A 16934-nucleotide genomic window follows, 5' to 3' on the forward strand; every position below is an offset into this window, starting at 1 on the left:
GGGTATGCGGCTATAAACCGCATACCCTTTTACACTTTATCGCTTCCAGACCGCTGCGGCATTGGAACGTGACATCAGTTCTTCGACCGGGATTCCGGCTGGGCAGATGTCCTGGCACGCAAGAGATTTTCCGCAGCCTTCAAAATAAAGCTGACGATACGCATTTGCGAGTTCTGTCTGATGGGCAATATCCTGTTCTTCGTTCAGAATACGGTAAGCGTTGACGGGCAGAACAGCTCCAGCAAATTCACTGTTCGGGTCAAAGTTCGGGCAGACCTCCAAGCAGCAGCCACAGAGCAGACACTTAGCAGATCGATACCGCTGGCTGTGCGTATAGCTGGTCTGGAACGCATCTCCTTCCAGCCACAGCTTTGTCCGCTTCAGTGCTTCAAAGATCACGGAACGGTCTACGACCAGATCTTTCACCAGTGGGAATTTGCTCAAAGGCTCCAGAGTAACAACGCTTCCCTTACAGTCCCGCAGAAAAACGGAACAGGCAAGACGAGGCAGACCATTGATCCGCATGGCACAGGCACCGCACTTGCGTATCATGCAGCCGCATTCCCACGCAATGGGGGAAACGACCGTTCCGCTCTTTTCGCACAGAGGGCTGCGGTGATTCAGCTCGTTCAACACCGAAGCAATCGAGGTGTCCGCACTTCCCTCAAAGGAAAACTCCTGCCAGCAGGGTGAAGCCTGCGGGTTTTCCTGCCGTTTGATTCGGATGGTGTAGTTCATAAATCATGCCGCCTTTCGGGGATGGATTCAAAGCTGATGGCGATATGCTGCCCGTTCCAGTGTGCCACGGTGGTTTTGCAGTAAACGGCATCGTTGCGTTGGGGATAATCTGCCCGCCAGTGCGCACCCCGGCTTTCTTTTCGGGCGAGGGCACTTTCCAGCATGGCACAGCCCAGAAGCGGAAGGGTGCCAGACAGTTTGCGGATTTCCTGAATGCCCGCTTCCAATGTCTGTGCATCCCGCACGACACCGAGTGCGTTCAGCAGAATACGATTCATCTGCATTTGAGCGTCCGGGGAAAGTTCGGGCAGAAGGGATTCTTCGGCACAGGGCATATTGGGGGAACTGACTGTTTCCCGGCAGGCAGTTTCCGCAGCAATCTGTCCTCCATAGATCGCACCCAGAAGAGAATTTCCACCCAGACGGTTTGCGCCATGGTACTGAGCGCAGCATTCACCGGCAGCGTACAGATTCCGCATCGAAGTGCGGTGCCGCTCGTCCACCTGAATGCCTCCCATAAAGTAGTGGATACCCGGCAAAATCGGAATGGGTTCTTTGCGAATATCTTTGTGCAGATAGGTCTGACAATCATCCACCAGTCCGGCAAGTTTATGCTCCATGACTTCTTTAGGAAGCTCTGTCATATCAAGGAACACCTCATAGTCACGGCTGACCGTCCAGACTTCCCGCGCGGTGATGTCACGCGGCATCAGGTTGCCGAGTTCCGGATATTTTTCTTCCATGAAATACCACGGCTTCCCGTTCCGTAATGCAAACAGCCGCCCGCCCTCACCACGGGCGGCCTCACTCAGAAGCATCCGTTTTTCGCCCAGTTCGACCGTGGTAGGGTGGTACTGGATCATTTCAAGATTTGCCATCGGAACGCCCAGACGGAACAGTTCTGCGGTGACTTCTCCGGTATTGGCAAGAGAGCCGGTCGTATCACCGAATAAGCCATGCAGCCCGCCTGTGGCAATCAGGACGGCATCGCATACAAACCGCAGCAGTTCGCCAGTATAGGTGTCCTGCACTGTGCAGCCACCGCAGATGTTCCCGGAAAGCAGCAGGGTGCGGAACTTATGGTGTGGAAAGCGTTCGACCGTTCCTGCGCTTTCTTCCCGGCGCACAGCATCAATCAGAGCGGTCATTAGCTGCTTTCCCGTATCGCTTTGTGCAAAGGCCGTCCGCTTTTTCTTCTGTCCGCCAAAATTCCGCAGGTCGAGTTCATCGTCATCTGTCACGTTGAATTGTACTCCCAGATGGTGCAGGCTGCGCACCAGTTCGGACGCAGCCTGCGTCATCCCCAGACTGCATTCGGGTCAGCAAGTCCGCAGGCAGCGGTCATGGTATCTGTATAATGCTGCTCCGGGCTATCCTCCTCTCCCTTGGTATTCAAGGCTGCATTGATTCCGCCCTCTGCCATAACAGACTGCGCCCGCTCGGAGGCAAGGGAGGACACCAGCTTTACCGTCCAGCCGTTTTTCACAGCAGTCAAAGCAGCGGAAAGCCCTGCCAGCCCTGCACCCACGATCACCAAAGTGTGTTTCATACATTGTTCCACCCGATATAATATAGAATGATCGAACCGGCAGCAAACAGCACCAGTATAGAAAGAATCAGATAGAGGTCGCCGCGCTGCTCCTTATCCCGGACGATGCCCAGCGATACCAGAAGGGGTCGGAGATTGAGCAGAAGATGCACAAATACCGAAGCAACCAGTAAAAGCTGCGTCAGCAGCCGGACCGTTGTGAACGGAAACAGAATGTATACGCCGTCCTGCACTCTGCCGAACACGCCAATATGGAAAAAGAGCATGAGCAAAATAGCAAGCCCACTGGTGCGCCTTGCCCAGAACAGAGCATTCTGCTTTCCGTAGAGTTTTCCGCCGGACCGGGAAGCCCGGAATGTCTGTGCGGTCAGCAAAAGCCCAAGGACGGTGTGCGCCGCCAGAATGCCAACGCCGATCCATGCCAGAAACTTTCCTGCCCCGGAACTGATGCCCAGCAACATAAAACTGCCCATCAGCCCATGAAGCAGACAGATGAAAAGTAGCAGAACGGAGAGAATGGTGTTCAGTTTTCGCATGAGGGGTCCTCCATTTCTTCTGCGGAGAGCAGAAGGATGTCTGCATCCGGCAATGCTGTTGCATCAAGCGTATTTTCCGAAACCAGCAGCAGTTGATACCGCCCATTGATTGCACGGGAACGCAGCATGGTTTCGCTGTACTGCTTCAACGTGACATCTGCTCCGGCAGCAGTCAGGCGTTCACAAAGAGCCGTTGCATAGCAAAGCAAGGGATAGTCTGTTTCGCAGACCGAAAGCGTCATGTGCGGCAGTCCGGCATCGGAAAGGACTTCTGTCTCACCGGAAACAAATGCTTTCAGATCATTCCGGAAATCCGCATCGGAAAACGGTTCCAGCGCAGGGTTGATGCAGAACAGATAGTTGCCCTCCAGCGGTGCGGCCATCTGTGCGGCACGTTTCGCTTTCGGGGTCGCACCGGTCAACCCATCCAGAATAGAGGGCGGCGAGTGCATAAATACGCCAAACGCGGCAAGAAATCCTAATGTCAGAACCAGAGTGATGAATTTTCCTTTCACAGGCAGACCTCTTTTATTTATTGCATGGTTGTTCAAATGAAAAATCTTCTGCGCAAAATACGGCAGTTGAGTAAACGCTCAACTATATTGTATGCGAAATAAGGAGGCTGTCAAGGTCTGTTAGACGACAAATCGCAGGAAGCAGATGCTAACTTTTCCTCTTGACAACGGAGGAAAAGCAGATATAATATGATTGAACGGTTGTTCAACTACAAAACAAGGAGAACGTCTGATGTCAAATTCTTTATACACCTGTAATTGCGATGTGATCCATGAGGACATCGTGAACGATGTAAAAGGCAAAATGCAGCCGAAAGACGACTACATCCAGCTTGCATCGCTTTTCAAGCTGTTCGGAGATGGCACAAGAGTGCAGATCCTTCATGCTCTGGAACAGAGCGAGATGTGTGTATGCGACCTTGCGGTTCTGCTGGGCGTCACCAAATCGGCGATCTCTCACCAGCTGAAAGCACTCCGGCTTGCCGGACTGGTCAAATTCCGCAGAGAGGCCCAGATCGTGTATTATTCGCTGGCGGATGATCATGTAAAGGAGATCATCGACAAGGGATTTGAGCATTTAAGAGGATGATCGCGCAAGCGATTATCTTTTTGTCTTTTAAGTTGAGCGATTGAACAATTAAGAAAACGTAGTGGAGGTCAAAATGAAAAGAGTATTCATCCTGAAAGGTCTGGACTGCCCGAACTGCTCAGCAAAGATCGAGAAAGAAGTCGGTGAGCTGGATGGCGTGACTTCTTCGACCGTGAATCTGATGAACCAGACGCTGACTGTTCAGGCTGGAACATCGGTAGCTGCTTCCTTGCTGGATACCGTTACCACGATCGTACACAGCCATGAGCCGGATGTTGAAGTGTCGGAAAAGCAGCTGGAAGCGACTGCACCTGTCAAAAAGGATGAAAAAGCGGCGGTCTATAACGATGAGGATAAGAAGCGCACGATACGGCTTGCCGTGAGTGCTGTGGTCTATGCAATCGGTATGGCATTGACCGTATTCGCAAAGCTGCCGACTCTGGCGGAACTGGCGTTTCTGATTGTGGCGTATGTGATTCTTGGCTGGGATGTCGTATGGCAGGCAGTGAAAAATATCACCAGAGGACAGGTGTTTGACGAGCATTTCCTGATGAGTGTTTCCACGATCGGCGCATTTGCCATCGGGGAATACCCGGAAGCTGTTGCAGTTATGCTGTTCTATCAGGTCGGAGAGTTCTTCCAGTCGCTGGCGGTAAAGCGTTCCAGAAAGTCCATCTCTGACCTTATGGACATCTGTCCGGATTCGGCGACCGTTAAGCGGAATGGCGTATTGCAGGTCGTTTCTCCGGAAAGCGTTGCGGTGGGCGAGATCATCGTGGTAAAACCCGGTGAAAAAATCCCGCTGGATGGCATCGTTGTGGATGGCGAATCCATGCTGGACACCAAGGCACTGACCGGCGAATCTGTGCCGAGAAGCATCCGCAAAGGCGATGAAGCCCTGTCCGGCTGCATCAACCAGAGCGGTTTGCTGACGCTGAAAGTCACAAAGAGCTTCGGGGAATCCACGGTATCGAAGATCACTGACCTTGTGGAGAATGCTTCTGCAAGAAAAGCTCCCACCGAGAACTTCATCACGACCTTTGCACGATACTATACGCCGGTCGTTGTTGGAATGGCGGCTGTGTTGGCGATCATTCCGCCGCTCGTCCTTGGCGGCGGCTGGTCTGAGTGGTTGCGCAGAGGTTTTGTGTTCCTGATCGTTTCCTGCCCGTGTGCATTGGTCATTTCTATTCCCCTGACCTTCTTCGGCGGTATTGGTGCCGCATCCAAGCGCGGTGTGCTGGTAAAGGGCAGCAACTATCTGGAAGCACTGAACAAAGTGAGCGTGGTGGTCTTTGATAAGACCGGCACCTTAACAAAGGGTGTTTTTGAGGTCGCAAATATCATTCCGGCAGCCGGATACCAAAAAGAGCAGGTATTGGAGTATGCTGCACAGGCAGAGAGTTATTCCAACCACCCGATCGCAAAGTCGATTCTTGCGACTTATGGAAAGCCAATCGACCAGAAGCAGTTCTCTGGCTTTGAGGAAATCTCAGGACGCGGCATCAGCGTTATGGTGCAGGGAAAGAAGGTACTGGCTGGCAACAGTAAGCTGATGGAATCTGAAAAGATTGCCTATGCCGCTTGCGATGCAGCCGGAACAAAGTTCTATGTAGCAGCGGATGGTAGCTATGTAGGCTGTATCCTGATCGCAGATGAAGTGAAGCCGGACAGCAAGTGCGCAATCGCAGAGCTGAAAAAGATCGGCGTGGAAAAAACTGTTATGCTTACCGGCGATGATGAGCGAATCGGCAAGTCGGTGGCAGACGAACTTGGTCTGGATGCGTATTATGCACAGCTCTTGCCCGACCAGAAGGTCGAAAAGCTGGAAATGCTGGATAAGCAGAAACGGCAGGGCAGCAAACTCGCCTTCGTGGGCGATGGCATCAACGATGCCCCTGTTCTTGCCCGTGCAGATGTCGGCATTGCCATGGGAGGTCTTGGCTCGGATGCCGCGATTGAAGCTGCGGATGTTGTTCTGATGACAGATGAACCATCGAAACTTGTAGAAGCCATTGATGTTGCAAAGGCTACGAAACGGATTGTGATGCAGAACATCGTGATTGCTCTTGGCATCAAGAGCGTGTTCCTTGTTCTGGGCGCACTCGGCATGGCCGGTATGTGGGAAGCCGTGTTCGGTGATGTGGGTGTCACGATCATCGCTGTTCTGAACGCAATGCGGATTCTGAAGAAATAAGCACAAACAAAAACAGGGTGCGCCCTGCCGGACGCACCCTGCAAAAATCCACACACGATAAGTAAGGCAGGGAGTTCCCCGACGGGAACTTCCTGTTTTTCTTTGGTTGCGATATGAGCCTGTTCCGCCTGCCATGCAGCAAATTCCCGCTGACCTTCCTCGCTGTTCCAGCAGGCAAGGATGGCCGGGTAGAATGCCCGTGCCAGACGGTCGATGACTTCATCTGGATAAGGGGAAATGTTTGTGGACTTTTTCTTTTTGTTCAAACGCACGCTCCTTTGATCGTCCCACCGTGGCAAAGCCGGGCGAGAAAATCAAAGTTCCAATTTCATATCAGGCGCAAGGGCGCGGATAGTTTCCGCCCTGCACTTGCGGCTGGTGGCTCGTTGATGGCTTACAAGTGCCTGTCGTTATGCGATTTTTTCATCGTTCAGCATTTCTTCAAACTGTGCCATATACGCTTTGTGCTGCTTGAGGATTTTTAGCGTTTCAGTTTTGGCGTAGGAATCGTCCGGTAGCTTAGGCAAGTATCTCATCAAAAAATCAAAGTCCTGCTGAATCCGCCGGACGGCGACTTCCAGCGCAGAGTAGTTGATTCCAGAGTAGTGTGAGTAGCTCGACTGCGGAGCGGGACGGTCTTCCGGGTGCAGAATCTCGTGCACGATCTGCTTGCGGTTCGGAAAATCAGCTCTGGCGAGGCGGTGCATATCGGCATCACGGACTTTGAATTGCCCGGACAGGATCTTTTCTTTTGTACCGGGCATCATCTGCTCCATGATCTCCACGCCCTTCATAAACTTTTCGGAGCGGGAAACGTAGGATTCACTGACATGGTGCTGCTCTGCAATCTGCTTACGAACGCTTGCTTCTGTGGCAGTGGGAGGAATTGTGTCATTTTGACACAATTCCTCCGGAACCGTTTCCTGCGTGGCTGTCGTGTACTGATTGTTGCCGTTTCCACCGGGCTTCCGATGCTCGATGCTGTACTGCTTTCCAACAAGGAACTTCTTCTGCTCCGGCGTGAGATTACGCCGCCCCAGCTGATTCTTGCAGATCCATGCGAGGACTTCTTCTCTGCTTTCAAACGGGAGCGGCATGGTGGAGAAAGAGATTTCGGGATGCTCCTGAACGATTTCATAACGATTGTGGCCGTCAACAAGGGTATTACCCCAGACAATCAAAGGAGAAATCAGCTTGCCCTCTTTCAGGATATTTTCTTCAAGCTGCTTAAATTCATCATCGGTCAGAGGAGGAATCTGAGACTGGAACTCTGGGTCGATTTTCAAGTTGATCATACGCACACTCCTTTATCTCTCCTGCTGCGCCTGTTCTTCCTCCCGGAAAAAGGACGCAACATTCTGCTTTGCGGTTTTCAGCTTGAGCAGTTCGTTCTTGGCTTCCTTGTACTGCTCGTAGAACTTTGCCTTTTCGGATGCCAGCTGCGCATACTCGGCTTCCAGCTTGTTCGGGCTGGGCAGCTTGGTGATGTTGTTTGCCTTGAAATAGGCTGCTGCCGCCCGGTACGCTGTCAGCTCTGCACGATGCTGTTCTTCAAAGGCTGCGGGTCGCTTGGCGGTCTTTAACTGCTGTACGATACCCTTGGTGCTGGCGTAGGCTGCGATGCGATAGCGCAGCTCTTTGTTGGTTTTCATGCGGCCTTCGAGGTCTTTCACCACCGCCAGCGAGTCGTGATACTTGGTTTCCAGTTCAGCGATGCGCTGGTTCAGGGCGTCCTCGTCGGTCAAGCCCTTTTCCTGCAGAAGCTTCACGGTCTGTGCCATAATTTTGAGATTGTGTTTCGTGAGCCAACGCTTATAGCCGATGCCTTTGCCCTCGGTCATCTTCGACTGGATGTCGATCAGTTTCCCGATGGTATCCTGCTTGAACTGCGCCGTGGGCTTGCGTTCGGCTTTTGCCTGCAACGTGGCAAGCACTGCTGCCTTATCGAACTTGTCACCGAGATGTCTTGCCCGGATAAACTTCGTTCTGCCAGCGGGCAGATAGCTCAGACACCCACGGCTTTCCTTGACAGCAATGCCATACTGCTGCATGAGCCTGTCAGAAAAATCTTCAAGGCTCACAGCGCGATACAGCACCGAAGAAATCTGCTTCCGCAGGGTATCTTTTACGGTTTCAAACTTCTTCTGCTGGGACGGTTGTCCGGCTGCGGTGAGGGCTGCGTTTGCAAGGTCAAGTTTCAACTGACCACGCCTACGCGCCCAATACTCAGCTTCGCTTACGCGCTCTTTCGAGCCGTTGAGCAGGTCGATCTGGTACAGTCCGGCACCCTCGCACAACTCCATGACCTCGACACGCAAGTGCCGCATGGTCTGGGCTGTGCTGGAATGCTTCATACCCTCTAGCCAGTCGCGGGGCTTCTGCATATAGGGCTTGCGCTCCACTTCTCGTGTTCGGACGCTGCCGATCACGATGTGGACATGGATGTTTCCCGAATGGTTGTGCCCATCGGGGTGAGTGCAGACGATGGCGGGATGACCGGGGAAGTTTTCTTCGCAGAATTTCAGGCCAAGTGCCTGTGCCTTTTCCATGGTCAAGCCGTTGTCGGCTGCATCTCGTGGGTCAAAGCTGATGATATATTGATGGCTCTTAATATCACCATGCTGGGTGTTCTTGCCATACTTGCGGTTTGCCAACAGACAGGCCATTGCAAACGAGAAATCGCCGCACTCAAGTGTATCGAGGATGTACGATTCTCGCAGCTTCGGTCTGCCCTGTTCATCCAGAAGTTGCTTCCCGGTGAACGCATCGTGCTGGTAAACGAGGTACGCTTCGATGGCAGAGTAGTCCGAGTTTTTAGAGGCGATATGCTTGAGCGTTGCCATACAGTTCACCCAGAACTTTCTCGGCGTTGAGCCGAAATGCGGTCAGGTCTGCAAGTTCGTCAAGGAGTTTCGCCCGGATCTGCTCGGTGTCCGCACCGCCGGAATTGAAGTGCCTTGCAAGCTGGTTGAGATTGCTGCCCACCTTGCTGCACTGGGCAAGCAAAGTGGAAACAGCGGTCAGGGTTTCTTCTCCGCCGCCGGCAACGATGATTGTTTTCTCGATCTTGACGTTGTGGATGGCACGGCGGATAAAAGTGGAGAGGGAGAGATTTAGGAGTTTGCAAGTGAGTTCCAGTGACGTTTTTTCCTCCGCTGTCACACGGAACTTGATGACGTGCGTTTTGTTGTTCGGCGTGTCGTGGTGCTGGGAATTGCTAGGGGTCGATTGAACATTCGTTTTGGTCGTTGTACCTCCTGTCTGTTCGATAACTCCTCGGTGAAGTTATGTAAGCACGACACGCCGTTGCTGTTCGCGCCATCAGGCGCGAACTATGAGCAGGGTTTGGGGCAGGCACGCCCCAACAAGATCACTTGGAAAACTCGCAAGAGTTTGAGAAGTGAAGTCCCGGATGGACAGGAAATTTTCAAGAATTGAAAATTTGTGGCCACGGGACGGTTCTTGCCCTCTACCGCTGCGCTCAAAACCGTTTCTGGGTAATTGTTTCCGAATTGTTAAGGCGCAAAAATAAGTAGCGGGGCTCTGCTCATGTGATGGGGTCGCCGTTTGCTCCGAACGAAGTTCCTGCCCCTGTTTTGCAGCGGCGTTGACGAAAAGTCGGTATCACGTTCGGTCGGCTCATGAAATTTTCAAAGTGCAATTTTCCCCGAAAAAGAAAAATACCGCCCATGCAGCGCAGCGATGATTTTGTCGGGTGAATCGGCGGCAAAATGAATCGGGTGTGTTGCGGGGCGGTAAATTCTTTCGTGGACTTTTCCTCACTGAAGTGGTGGGTCTCACGGTGATAACCAACCACTTTCTGTGGCTGTGTTCAAAATGAACACGACCACATCTTGTGGATGAATTTGAACCAATCCACAAAATCAATGGGATTTACAAGAAAAATACCACGGCATGTAGAATGCGTCAAGAGGGTTTTGGAAAATTTATTGAAGTGAAGCAAGAAAAGTATGACACATCTTGTAGCTTTAGGAAAAAATACGCTATTTGAATCAGAACAAACCCCATTTTCTGTCTGCGGTAGATCTTTCTATTGCCGGCAGCAACAGGATGTTGCATTTTTGACAATTGTCTAACAATCGATGCAAAAAAATGCAGGGGCAAAACCCCTCAGATGGTTAGGCAAAACAAATTCACGAAGTAAAAATAGCGCTCCCACCGGGCGTTGTCAAGCAGAAACAGACAAGTTTACAGGGGCGAAATTTTTTCGATGCGAGAAACGTTTTGCCTCCTCTATGCCGCAGGGGAAGCTCCAATAACGAAATCTTTTTCAAAATCTCCGAAAATGCCTAAACTCCTTGACAGAGGAGACGGCAGGGCGTATTATTTTGGCAGAAGAACCGCTGAGAAGCGGCTTTTTATAGAACAGAAAGTTAGATTTACCTAACTCAAAACTCTGCCCTATACGAAGAAATATATCTCTTCTATTTACAGGTGGAAAATAAAGATAGAGAAGGAACGTATCACGATGAAAATCTACACATTTGGTGCAGAGGATGCCCCGGTGCTGTTGCTGCTGCCGGGCACCTGTTGCCATTGGAAAAGCAATTTCGGTGCGGTGATCCCGCTTCTGGCTGACAGCTTCCGGGTGCTGTGCGTCAGCTACGATGGTTTTGATGAGACTGAACAGACTGAATTTCCAACCATGCTGGAAGAGACCGAAAAAATCGAGACCTACCTCAAGACCCACTGCGGCGGTCGCATCCGGGCGGCCTACGGCTGCTCTCTGGGCGGCTCGTTTGTGGGGCTGCTGGCGGCGCGGCAGAACATCCACATGGACTATGGCATTCTGAGCAGCTCCGATTTGGATCAGGCGTCGCCGCTGACGGCAAGCTTGCAAACGGATTTTCTGCTGCCATTGATCTACCCTGTGGTGCGGGATGGAAAGATTAAGGCGAAATTTCTCCAAAAGCGTCTGGATCAGCGTGCCAGAGAGTCGGGGGATTATGTCAAAGCCTTTCTGAAAATGTTCGGTGAGGCCCGCCCTTATGTGACCATGCAGAGCTGTAAAAATCAGTTCTATTCCGATCTTATCACTCCGCTGCCGGATAAGATCCATGTGCCCGGTACCGAGATCCATATCTTTTACGCCCTGAAGATGGGCAAAAAATACCGTGCCCGGTATCAGCAGCATTTTGCACATCCTGTTCTCCATGAGCAGAACTTGCAGCACGAGGAATTGCTGGCCTGTCACCCGGAGCAGTGGGCGCATCTGGTAAAAAGTATTGCATTGTGAACGGTAAAATGTATCTGGAGCAAGCAGGATTTTGTAAGATCCAGAACCACAAAAATAAAAAGGGCTGGCTGTGCATCACAGCACAGAAATGAGGTGCGATCATGTCGAAAAAGGCAACGGAATTTCAAAGAAAAGCAATGAGCTGGACGTACCGGGGCAAGGAGATCTTCAAGCCATTGAACACCGGCTGGATCGACGAGAATGTTGCCTGCGTGCGCGAATGGGTGGCGAACATCTTCTTCTACCGCAAAGGCGATACGACCATTATGGTCGATGCGGGATATAACTACGACCGCCTTGCCGAAAAAATGGGCTGGCTTGGGATTGATCCGAAGTCGATACACCATATCCTTATCACCCATCAGGACACCGACCATGTGGGTGCGGTGGAAGCAGACAGTCCGGGGCTGTTCCGGAATGCGAAGCTGTACATTGGCGAGATCGAGAACCGGTATTTGACCGGAGAAGCACGCCGCAAGGTCATTTATCATCTCTATAAGCTGCCGCAGGTGACGATTAACAATGAAAAAGTGCTGCTGCACGATGGTGAGGTCTTTGATATTGACGGCATCAGGATCGAGTGTTTTCTCGTTCCCGGTCATACATGGGGGCACATGGTATACCTTGTGGACGGGAAATATCTCTTTACCGGCGATACCCTCTGGTTCGGTGCGGACGGCGGATACAGTTTTATTTCTTCGCTGGCAGAGGATAACAAGCTGGCGGTGAAGTCTTTGGCTTTGCTGGAGAAAAAGCTGAGAAAACGTGGGCTGCATCCGCTGTTCATTACCGGTCACACAGGTTGGACGGACAACATGGAGTTTGCCTTTGCGCACAAAAATGAGCTGTGCTCGCCTTTCAAGAAAAGAGCCCACGACCCCAATGCGCTTTACGATGCCTATGATGAATCCGATGATACTGAGGAAAACTCAAAAAGCGGGTACTTGAAGGGCGTGGGAAGATAAGGAAGTGCAGGCGGCGCACCGGCATTCTTTGGCGCGATGACGGAGCGTAATCCGAAAAAATAATGCTGCAAAAACCAAGGGGCGGATGGTATGAGAACTTTGGAATATGGAAAAGAACATGAAAAGACGCTGCTGTTTCTGCCGTGCACGGCGGAGCCGGAGTGGGCGTTCGCCGACTCGGTTGGCCTGCTTTCGCAGGATTACCATGTGATTCAGATCGTCTATGACGGTCACGGCGAAACGGGAGAAGACTTTATCTCTGTGGAGACGACAGTAGACGAGGTAACAGATTGGCTGCAAGCACGCGGCATTACCCACTTGAACGCGGCATATGGCTGTTCTCTGGGCGGTGCGTGTCTGACACGCTTTCTCGCCTTGGGAAAAATCCCGGTCGAGCGCGCCGTTATTGATGCAGGCATTACGCCGTATCGGATGCCGCTGATTTTGCGCCGTCTCGCCTGCCTGCGAGACGATCTTGGTTTCAGGCTCATAGCGAAGAGCCGCAAGGTCCTTGAGACGGTCTATCCGCCAGAGCGCTGGACGATGCCGGGGCGCAATCCAGTGAAGGAGTATGATGCGCTGGCGGCGTATCTGAAAACCTATTCAAAACGCACCGTCCGCAACATTTTCTGGTCGGCGAACAATTATACTCTGCCGACGAAGCCGGCTGAAATGGGCTGCCAAATCACATATTGGTACGGCGAAGAGGAAAAGCAGGCGCGACACAGCAATATCTGCTTTATAAAGCAATATTTTCCACGGGCGCAACTGCATGAAATTCCGAAGATGGATCACGCGGAGCTTGTGATGATGTATCCGCAGGATTTTTATCGGAGAATCATGGAGTTCCTGACACACACATCGGCAGCTCAAAACAAAAGAAGCTGAAAGAAAGGAAAAATCAGAATGCTCTATCCGCAGCTTTTTGGATTCAACGGAGATATAGGCTGATGAAAATCATCGTTGCAATTGCTTTTTGTTTTCTGTATTGGGGCGTATGTTTTCTTGGAACAGGCACGGACAAGAAAAATCTCATGGGGCTGCGTTCTTATCCCGAAGAAGTTCAAAACCGTGTGCGAAGCGACCATCAGCTTGGAAAGGCTGTTCCGAAGGGGAAATCCACCGCTGCCGTTTGGCTCAGCAATCTTTTGCTTTTCACAGTCGTGTTTTCCGCTTTAGGACTTGCGCTGAGAGGCGTGCTGAACTTGGACGGTTATCTGTCGGCATTTTGGTACTTTCTTGCGTTCAGCGAGGGGCTTGGGTTGTTCGATCTTTTGGTGATCGATCTTCTCTGGTGGCGCAACACAAAACGTACCCGCTTCTCTTTCCTGCCGGAGAAGAAATACTATCAAAATCCGAAAAAGCATATCGAATCGTTTTGGCGAGGTATCCCGTTGTTTGCCGCAGTCGCTGCACTGTCAGCCTTGATCGTCACGGCGTTTTGAACCATACATCGTAGAGGGATGGCTGTAAGTGTGATTACACCATCTGCGGCGATCAGGATCTATACTTAAAGGAACATCCCGAATACCGGGACGAAAACGGATACAGGAGGAACAAGTAATGCTTTTACAGGTGATTTTGGAAGGTCTTGGGTTGGGGGCTTTGCTATTTCTTGTCTGTGCCGTGGGCATCCGCAAAGGGGCTGTTGGGATGGTGCATCTTTACAGCCCGGAGGTGCAGGAGCGGTGCATTACGCTGGGACTTACAACACACGAGAAAATCAAGCGAAATTCTCTACTTTTCAAAGCAGTCTGCATTCCCGGCTACATCGCCTATGTGCTGGTCTGTGTCTATGGAATAAACGGTGCAAAGGGCTTTGTTCAGGGTTTCTGGCAGTTACTCGTCATCTTGTCCGTTATGAATCTCATGGACCGCCTGTTGGTTGACAGCTATTGGGTGGGGCACACGAACGCATGGACGATTCCCGGAACAGAAGATCTGAAGCCCTACATCACCGCAAAAGACAAGCAGAAAAAGTGGCTGTTCGGCACGGTGGGCATGGCAGTCATAGCGGCGGCACTGGCGACAATGATGACAGTACAGTAATCGGAAAGACCCTTCCGTCAGCGACTTTTTCCGATTCCTTGCAAAGGTTGGAGACAACGGAATGAAAATGCAGATCGTGAAGATCGGATTTGGAGGCAAGCTATGAAAATTCTGGTATATGGTGCAGGCGTCCTGGGGTGCAATCTGGCAAGAAATCTGCTGCGCGCCGGAAAGGATGTCACCTTGCTTGCGCGGGGAAACTGGGCAGCGGAGATCAAGCAGAACGGCCTGCGGATCAAGGATAAGTTTTCGCTTTGCACTTCGGTCAGCCGCATTCCGGTGGTGACGGAGCTTGCGCCGGATGCAAAGTACGATGTGATCTTTGTGGTCCTGCGTTATACACAGCTGGATTCCGCTCTGGACACGCTGCGGGCGAATCGGACGAAAAACATCGTATTTGTGGGCAACAACGTACAGACAAAAGCATTGGCGGCGGCACTGCCGGAAAAGAACGTCCTGTTTGCCTTTGCGCTTTCTGCCGGGCATCGGGAGGCTGACCGGGTGGTCTCCATCGACCTGAAAAAGATCACCATCGGGCAGCTGACGGGTGCAAAGTCCAATAAACAGTTGATCGGGCGCATCTTCCACGGCACAAAATACAAGGTCGTTTACGAGCCGAACATGGAGGACTATTTGCTCTGCCATGCCGCGTTTGTGATGCCGGCGGCTTTTGCTTGCTATAAAACGGACGGCGACCTGAAAAAGCTCCGGGGCGATACCGCGTACCTGAACCGTGTGCTGGATGCCAACATCGAGGGATACCGCGCCATCCGGGATGCCGGGCACACCATTCTGCCCAAGGAGGATGCAGACTTTGAAGGGGAGAAATACCGCAAGACCTGCCTGCGTTTTTTCAAGCTGATGTGTGCCACCTCGCTGGGCAAGCTCTGCGCCTCCGACCATGCCATGAACGCTATCGACGAAATGAGCGCACTGAACCGGGATCTCAAAAAGTTTTTCGATGCGAACGGCGCAGCCTACCCGGTATGGCAGGCACTGGAAGCGGAAGCCGGGAGGTATCTGCAATGAAGTATACCGGGATGCCCTTTGGGATGTGGATGCTGTTTGCCGGTTCCTTTCAAAAGCAACTGACCGCTGTGCTGGGCTATGATGCAGCCACCGCAAGAGCCATCACGAAAAAGGCAAAGCCGCAATACCGGCAGATCATCCGCAGGCTGCCGGAGTTTGAAAAGGCCGACCGCTTCAAAATGAACATCGTCAACTGCGCAATGCTCGGCGCGTTCATTCTCTCCATGCCGCAACGCCCAGAGGTGGACAGGCTGACGGATTACTATGCAAAAGCCATGATGACAAAGCCCATGCAGTGGTTCTGCCGCAAGAGCGGAAAAAGCAAGTTCACCGCAAAGGACATTGCCGCTATGAAGGCAACCGCCACTCTGAAAGCCGCCGACCGCAACCCCTACTCGTGGAACATGGGATTTTACGAATACCCGGATGGCAGCGGCTACGAGGGACGCTTTACCAAGTGCGGCATCTGTGTGCTGATGAAGGAACTGGGTCTGTACGATCTGACCCCTGCCCTGTGCCATCTGGACTACACCATGAGCGAAGCGGGCGCTGCGACGAACTTTGTGCGGCAGTACACTCTCGCCTCCGGCGGCCCATACTGCGACTGCGGGTATAAAAAGAAGGGCTTCGTGAAAGCTGGAACGGAGGCAGGACGATGAAGGAAACCTATCTCTCCCGTGATTTCCGGGAGACTGTGGCACTGCGCTTTCCCGCGCGGGCAAAGGAACTGAACACCGCTTTCGATATACGCCTGAGTGCGTTGCTGGCTGAAAATGCGGGTGCAAGCAAGGAAAAGCAATATTCACCTCAAGCGGCAGATATTGCCGGGCATTTCGGCCTACGAGACCTTGCAGCGGGTCATGCCGAAAGAGGAGGCACTGCAAACCGTTCACGGCTATGTGGAGCACTTGGCGAGAACGAGCCACAAACAGCTTGCCGCCCTGCTGCACATACCGGGGCTTTACCGCCTTGTTCCCGGCGTTTTCGTCAAATCCACCCGGAGCGTTTTCGGCCCGGCGGCGGGCTTTGCCCCAAAAGAACTGCAGACCGGTAACGGCGTCTGGCGTGTGGATATGATGAAGTGTCCCTATCACGACACCTGCGCAGAATACGGCTGCCCGGAGCTGTGCCGCTGCTTTTGTGACAGTGATGACATCAGCTATACCGGGCTGCATCCGAAGCTGATCTGGGAGAGAAGCATGACGCTAGGTCGCGGAAATGACCACTGCGATTTTTGCATGAAAACCATAAAATAGATGCACAGGAAGCGAAGAAAATGAAGAAAGAAGAAACAAAGCGTTTTATCTGCTGGTGCATCGCGGCTGCGGTGTATGAGAAAAAGCACTCTGCGCACCTCGCAGGCTGACAGCGATTGCTGAATTGTCTGTGTTTTTTGCAGAAAGTGCATCCATAGCTTCCGGTGTGTATATATGCTGAAGGATTACCCGCCTTTCCAAGCAAATGATTTTGAATATCTGCGGGGAGGATACTGATCCTCCTCCCGGAAAAT

17 protein-coding genes and 2 pseudogenes are annotated in these 16934 nt (G+C 52.1%); 12 read left to right on the top strand and 7 right to left on the bottom strand.

The genetic code is table 11. The features are described 5' to 3' along the window. Nucleotides 1-36 precede the first annotated feature (36 nt). The 4 genes and pseudogenes from ACNQFG_RS03735 to ACNQFG_RS03750 all read right to left on the bottom strand — a co-directional run bounded on the left by ACNQFG_RS03735 (nucleotide 37) and on the right by ACNQFG_RS03750 (nucleotide 3338). Complete coding sequence (locus tag ACNQFG_RS03735; protein ID WP_015536699.1) at nucleotides 37-738, bottom strand: succinate dehydrogenase/fumarate reductase iron-sulfur subunit; 702 nt, start codon at nucleotides 736-738, stop codon at nucleotides 37-39. Next, a pseudogene (locus ACNQFG_RS03740) lies at nucleotides 735-2287 on the bottom strand (FAD-binding protein). The gene ACNQFG_RS03735 and the pseudogene ACNQFG_RS03740 overlap by 4 nt, the downstream one beginning before the upstream one ends. Then, nucleotides 2284-2823 (bottom strand): hypothetical protein, encoded by a 540-nt coding sequence (locus ACNQFG_RS03745; protein ID WP_005935830.1) that lies wholly within the window; start codon nucleotides 2821-2823, stop codon nucleotides 2284-2286. The pseudogene ACNQFG_RS03740 and the gene ACNQFG_RS03745 overlap by 4 nt, the downstream one beginning before the upstream one ends. Continuing rightward, nucleotides 2811-3338, bottom strand: coding sequence for a DUF6921 family protein (locus tag ACNQFG_RS03750; protein ID WP_005935827.1), 528 nt, complete (start codon nucleotides 3336-3338; stop codon nucleotides 2811-2813). The genes ACNQFG_RS03745 and ACNQFG_RS03750 overlap by 13 nt, the downstream gene beginning before the upstream one ends. 232 nt (nucleotides 3339-3570) lie before the next feature. Between ACNQFG_RS03750 and ACNQFG_RS03755 the strand changes: the two genes are divergently transcribed. Then, on the top strand, nucleotides 3571-3927 hold the full coding sequence (locus tag ACNQFG_RS03755) for an ArsR/SmtB family transcription factor (RefSeq protein WP_015536701.1): 357 nt from the start codon (nucleotides 3571-3573) through the stop codon (nucleotides 3925-3927). A gap of 73 nt (nucleotides 3928-4000) precedes the next feature. After that, nucleotides 4001-6124, top strand: coding sequence for a heavy metal translocating P-type ATPase (locus ACNQFG_RS03760; protein WP_423406053.1), 2124 nt, complete (start codon nucleotides 4001-4003; stop codon nucleotides 6122-6124). Nucleotides 6125-6534: 410 nt separating this feature from the next. Here the strand turns inward: ACNQFG_RS03760 and ACNQFG_RS03765 are convergent, their stop codons facing one another. The 3 genes from ACNQFG_RS03765 to ACNQFG_RS03775 are packed head-to-tail and all read right to left on the bottom strand — an operon-like array spanning nucleotide 6535 to nucleotide 9394. Continuing rightward, nucleotides 6535-7419, bottom strand: coding sequence for a hypothetical protein (locus ACNQFG_RS03765; RefSeq protein ID WP_423406054.1), 885 nt, complete (start codon nucleotides 7417-7419; stop codon nucleotides 6535-6537). A gap of 12 nt (nucleotides 7420-7431) precedes the next feature. Further along, the gene (locus tag ACNQFG_RS03770; RefSeq protein WP_423406055.1) at nucleotides 7432-8967 is read right to left on the bottom strand and encodes a relaxase/mobilization nuclease domain-containing protein; all 1536 of its coding nucleotides are present in this window, start codon (nucleotides 8965-8967) and stop codon (nucleotides 7432-7434) included. Then, nucleotides 8939-9394, bottom strand: a complete 456-nt coding sequence (locus tag ACNQFG_RS03775) for a plasmid mobilization protein (protein ID WP_423406545.1) — start codon at nucleotides 9392-9394, stop codon at nucleotides 8939-8941. Before ACNQFG_RS03775 ends, ACNQFG_RS03770 begins: the two co-directional genes overlap by 29 nt. Nucleotides 9395-9980: 586 nt before the next feature. Here ACNQFG_RS03775 and ACNQFG_RS03780 point away from each other — a divergent pair. From ACNQFG_RS03780 to ACNQFG_RS03825, 10 genes and pseudogenes are all read left to right on the top strand, one after another. Continuing rightward, on the top strand, nucleotides 9981-10136 hold the full coding sequence (locus ACNQFG_RS03780) for a hypothetical protein (RefSeq protein ID WP_423406056.1): 156 nt from the start codon (nucleotides 9981-9983) through the stop codon (nucleotides 10134-10136). Between the two features lie 477 nt (nucleotides 10137-10613). After that, complete coding sequence (locus ACNQFG_RS03785) at nucleotides 10614-11381, top strand: alpha/beta fold hydrolase (RefSeq protein ID WP_423406057.1); 768 nt, start codon at nucleotides 10614-10616, stop codon at nucleotides 11379-11381. A 101-nt stretch (nucleotides 11382-11482) separates the two neighbouring features. Next, nucleotides 11483-12346, top strand: a complete 864-nt coding sequence (locus tag ACNQFG_RS03790) for an MBL fold metallo-hydrolase (RefSeq protein ID WP_423406058.1) — start codon at nucleotides 11483-11485, stop codon at nucleotides 12344-12346. 90 nt (nucleotides 12347-12436) lie between these two features. Then, a complete protein-coding gene (locus tag ACNQFG_RS03795; protein ID WP_423406059.1) occupies nucleotides 12437-13234 on the top strand; it encodes an alpha/beta fold hydrolase in 798 nt (265 codons plus the stop codon). 62 nt (nucleotides 13235-13296) lie between these two features. Continuing rightward, the gene (locus ACNQFG_RS03800) at nucleotides 13297-13791 is read left to right on the top strand and encodes an ABC transporter permease (RefSeq protein ID WP_291018872.1); all 495 of its coding nucleotides are present in this window, start codon (nucleotides 13297-13299) and stop codon (nucleotides 13789-13791) included. A gap of 118 nt (nucleotides 13792-13909) precedes the next feature. Next, nucleotides 13910-14395: a hypothetical protein gene (locus tag ACNQFG_RS03805; protein ID WP_423406060.1), complete on the top strand. Its 486-nt coding sequence runs from the start codon at nucleotides 13910-13912 to the stop codon at nucleotides 14393-14395. Continuing rightward, nucleotides 14388-14501 (top strand): annotated as a pseudogene (locus tag ACNQFG_RS03810) (class I SAM-dependent methyltransferase); the annotation flags it as partial. The gene ACNQFG_RS03805 and the pseudogene ACNQFG_RS03810, both read left to right, overlap by 8 nt. Beyond that, nucleotides 14498-15424, top strand: coding sequence for a ketopantoate reductase family protein (locus ACNQFG_RS03815; protein WP_423406061.1), 927 nt, complete (start codon nucleotides 14498-14500; stop codon nucleotides 15422-15424). The pseudogene ACNQFG_RS03810 and the gene ACNQFG_RS03815, both read left to right, overlap by 4 nt. Continuing rightward, a complete protein-coding gene (locus ACNQFG_RS03820; RefSeq protein WP_423406062.1) occupies nucleotides 15421-16083 on the top strand; it encodes an L-2-amino-thiazoline-4-carboxylic acid hydrolase in 663 nt (220 codons plus the stop codon). The genes ACNQFG_RS03815 and ACNQFG_RS03820 overlap by 4 nt, the downstream gene beginning before the upstream one ends. 162 nt (nucleotides 16084-16245) lie before the next feature. Beyond that, nucleotides 16246-16680, top strand: coding sequence for an L-2-amino-thiazoline-4-carboxylic acid hydrolase (locus tag ACNQFG_RS03825; RefSeq protein ID WP_423406063.1), 435 nt, complete (start codon nucleotides 16246-16248; stop codon nucleotides 16678-16680). Nucleotides 16681-16934 lie beyond the last annotated feature (254 nt).

Source organism: Faecalibacterium prausnitzii (assembly GCF_049532945.1).
GTDB lineage: Bacteria > Bacillota > Clostridia > Oscillospirales > Ruminococcaceae > Faecalibacterium > Faecalibacterium prausnitzii_N.

Bases quoted from the DNA above. Each gene is read 5' to 3' on its own strand.
- ACNQFG_RS03735 (WP_015536699.1), bottom strand. From the start codon at position 738: ATGAACTACACCATCCGAATCAAACGGCAGGAAAACCCGCAGGCTTCA.
- ACNQFG_RS03745 (WP_005935830.1), bottom strand. From the start codon at position 2,823: ATGCGAAAACTGAACACCATTCTCTCCGTTCTGCTACTTTTCATCTGT.
- ACNQFG_RS03755 (WP_015536701.1), top strand. From the start codon at position 3,571: ATGTCAAATTCTTTATACACCTGTAATTGCGATGTGATCCATGAGGAC.
- ACNQFG_RS03760 (WP_423406053.1), top strand. From the start codon at position 4,001: ATGAAAAGAGTATTCATCCTGAAAGGTCTGGACTGCCCGAACTGCTCA.
- ACNQFG_RS03765 (WP_423406054.1), bottom strand. From the start codon at position 7,419: ATGATCAACTTGAAAATCGACCCAGAGTTCCAGTCTCAGATTCCTCCT.
- ACNQFG_RS03770 (WP_423406055.1), bottom strand. From the start codon at position 8,967: ATGGCAACGCTCAAGCATATCGCCTCTAAAAACTCGGACTACTCTGCC.
- ACNQFG_RS03785 (WP_423406057.1), top strand. From the start codon at position 10,614: ATGAAAATCTACACATTTGGTGCAGAGGATGCCCCGGTGCTGTTGCTG.
- ACNQFG_RS03790 (WP_423406058.1), top strand. From the start codon at position 11,483: ATGTCGAAAAAGGCAACGGAATTTCAAAGAAAAGCAATGAGCTGGACG.
- ACNQFG_RS03795 (WP_423406059.1), top strand. From the start codon at position 12,437: ATGAGAACTTTGGAATATGGAAAAGAACATGAAAAGACGCTGCTGTTT.
- ACNQFG_RS03800 (WP_291018872.1), top strand. From the start codon at position 13,297: ATGAAAATCATCGTTGCAATTGCTTTTTGTTTTCTGTATTGGGGCGTA.
- ACNQFG_RS03805 (WP_423406060.1), top strand. From the start codon at position 13,910: ATGCTTTTACAGGTGATTTTGGAAGGTCTTGGGTTGGGGGCTTTGCTA.
- ACNQFG_RS03815 (WP_423406061.1), top strand. From the start codon at position 14,498: ATGAAAATTCTGGTATATGGTGCAGGCGTCCTGGGGTGCAATCTGGCA.
- ACNQFG_RS03820 (WP_423406062.1), top strand. From the start codon at position 15,421: ATGAAGTATACCGGGATGCCCTTTGGGATGTGGATGCTGTTTGCCGGT.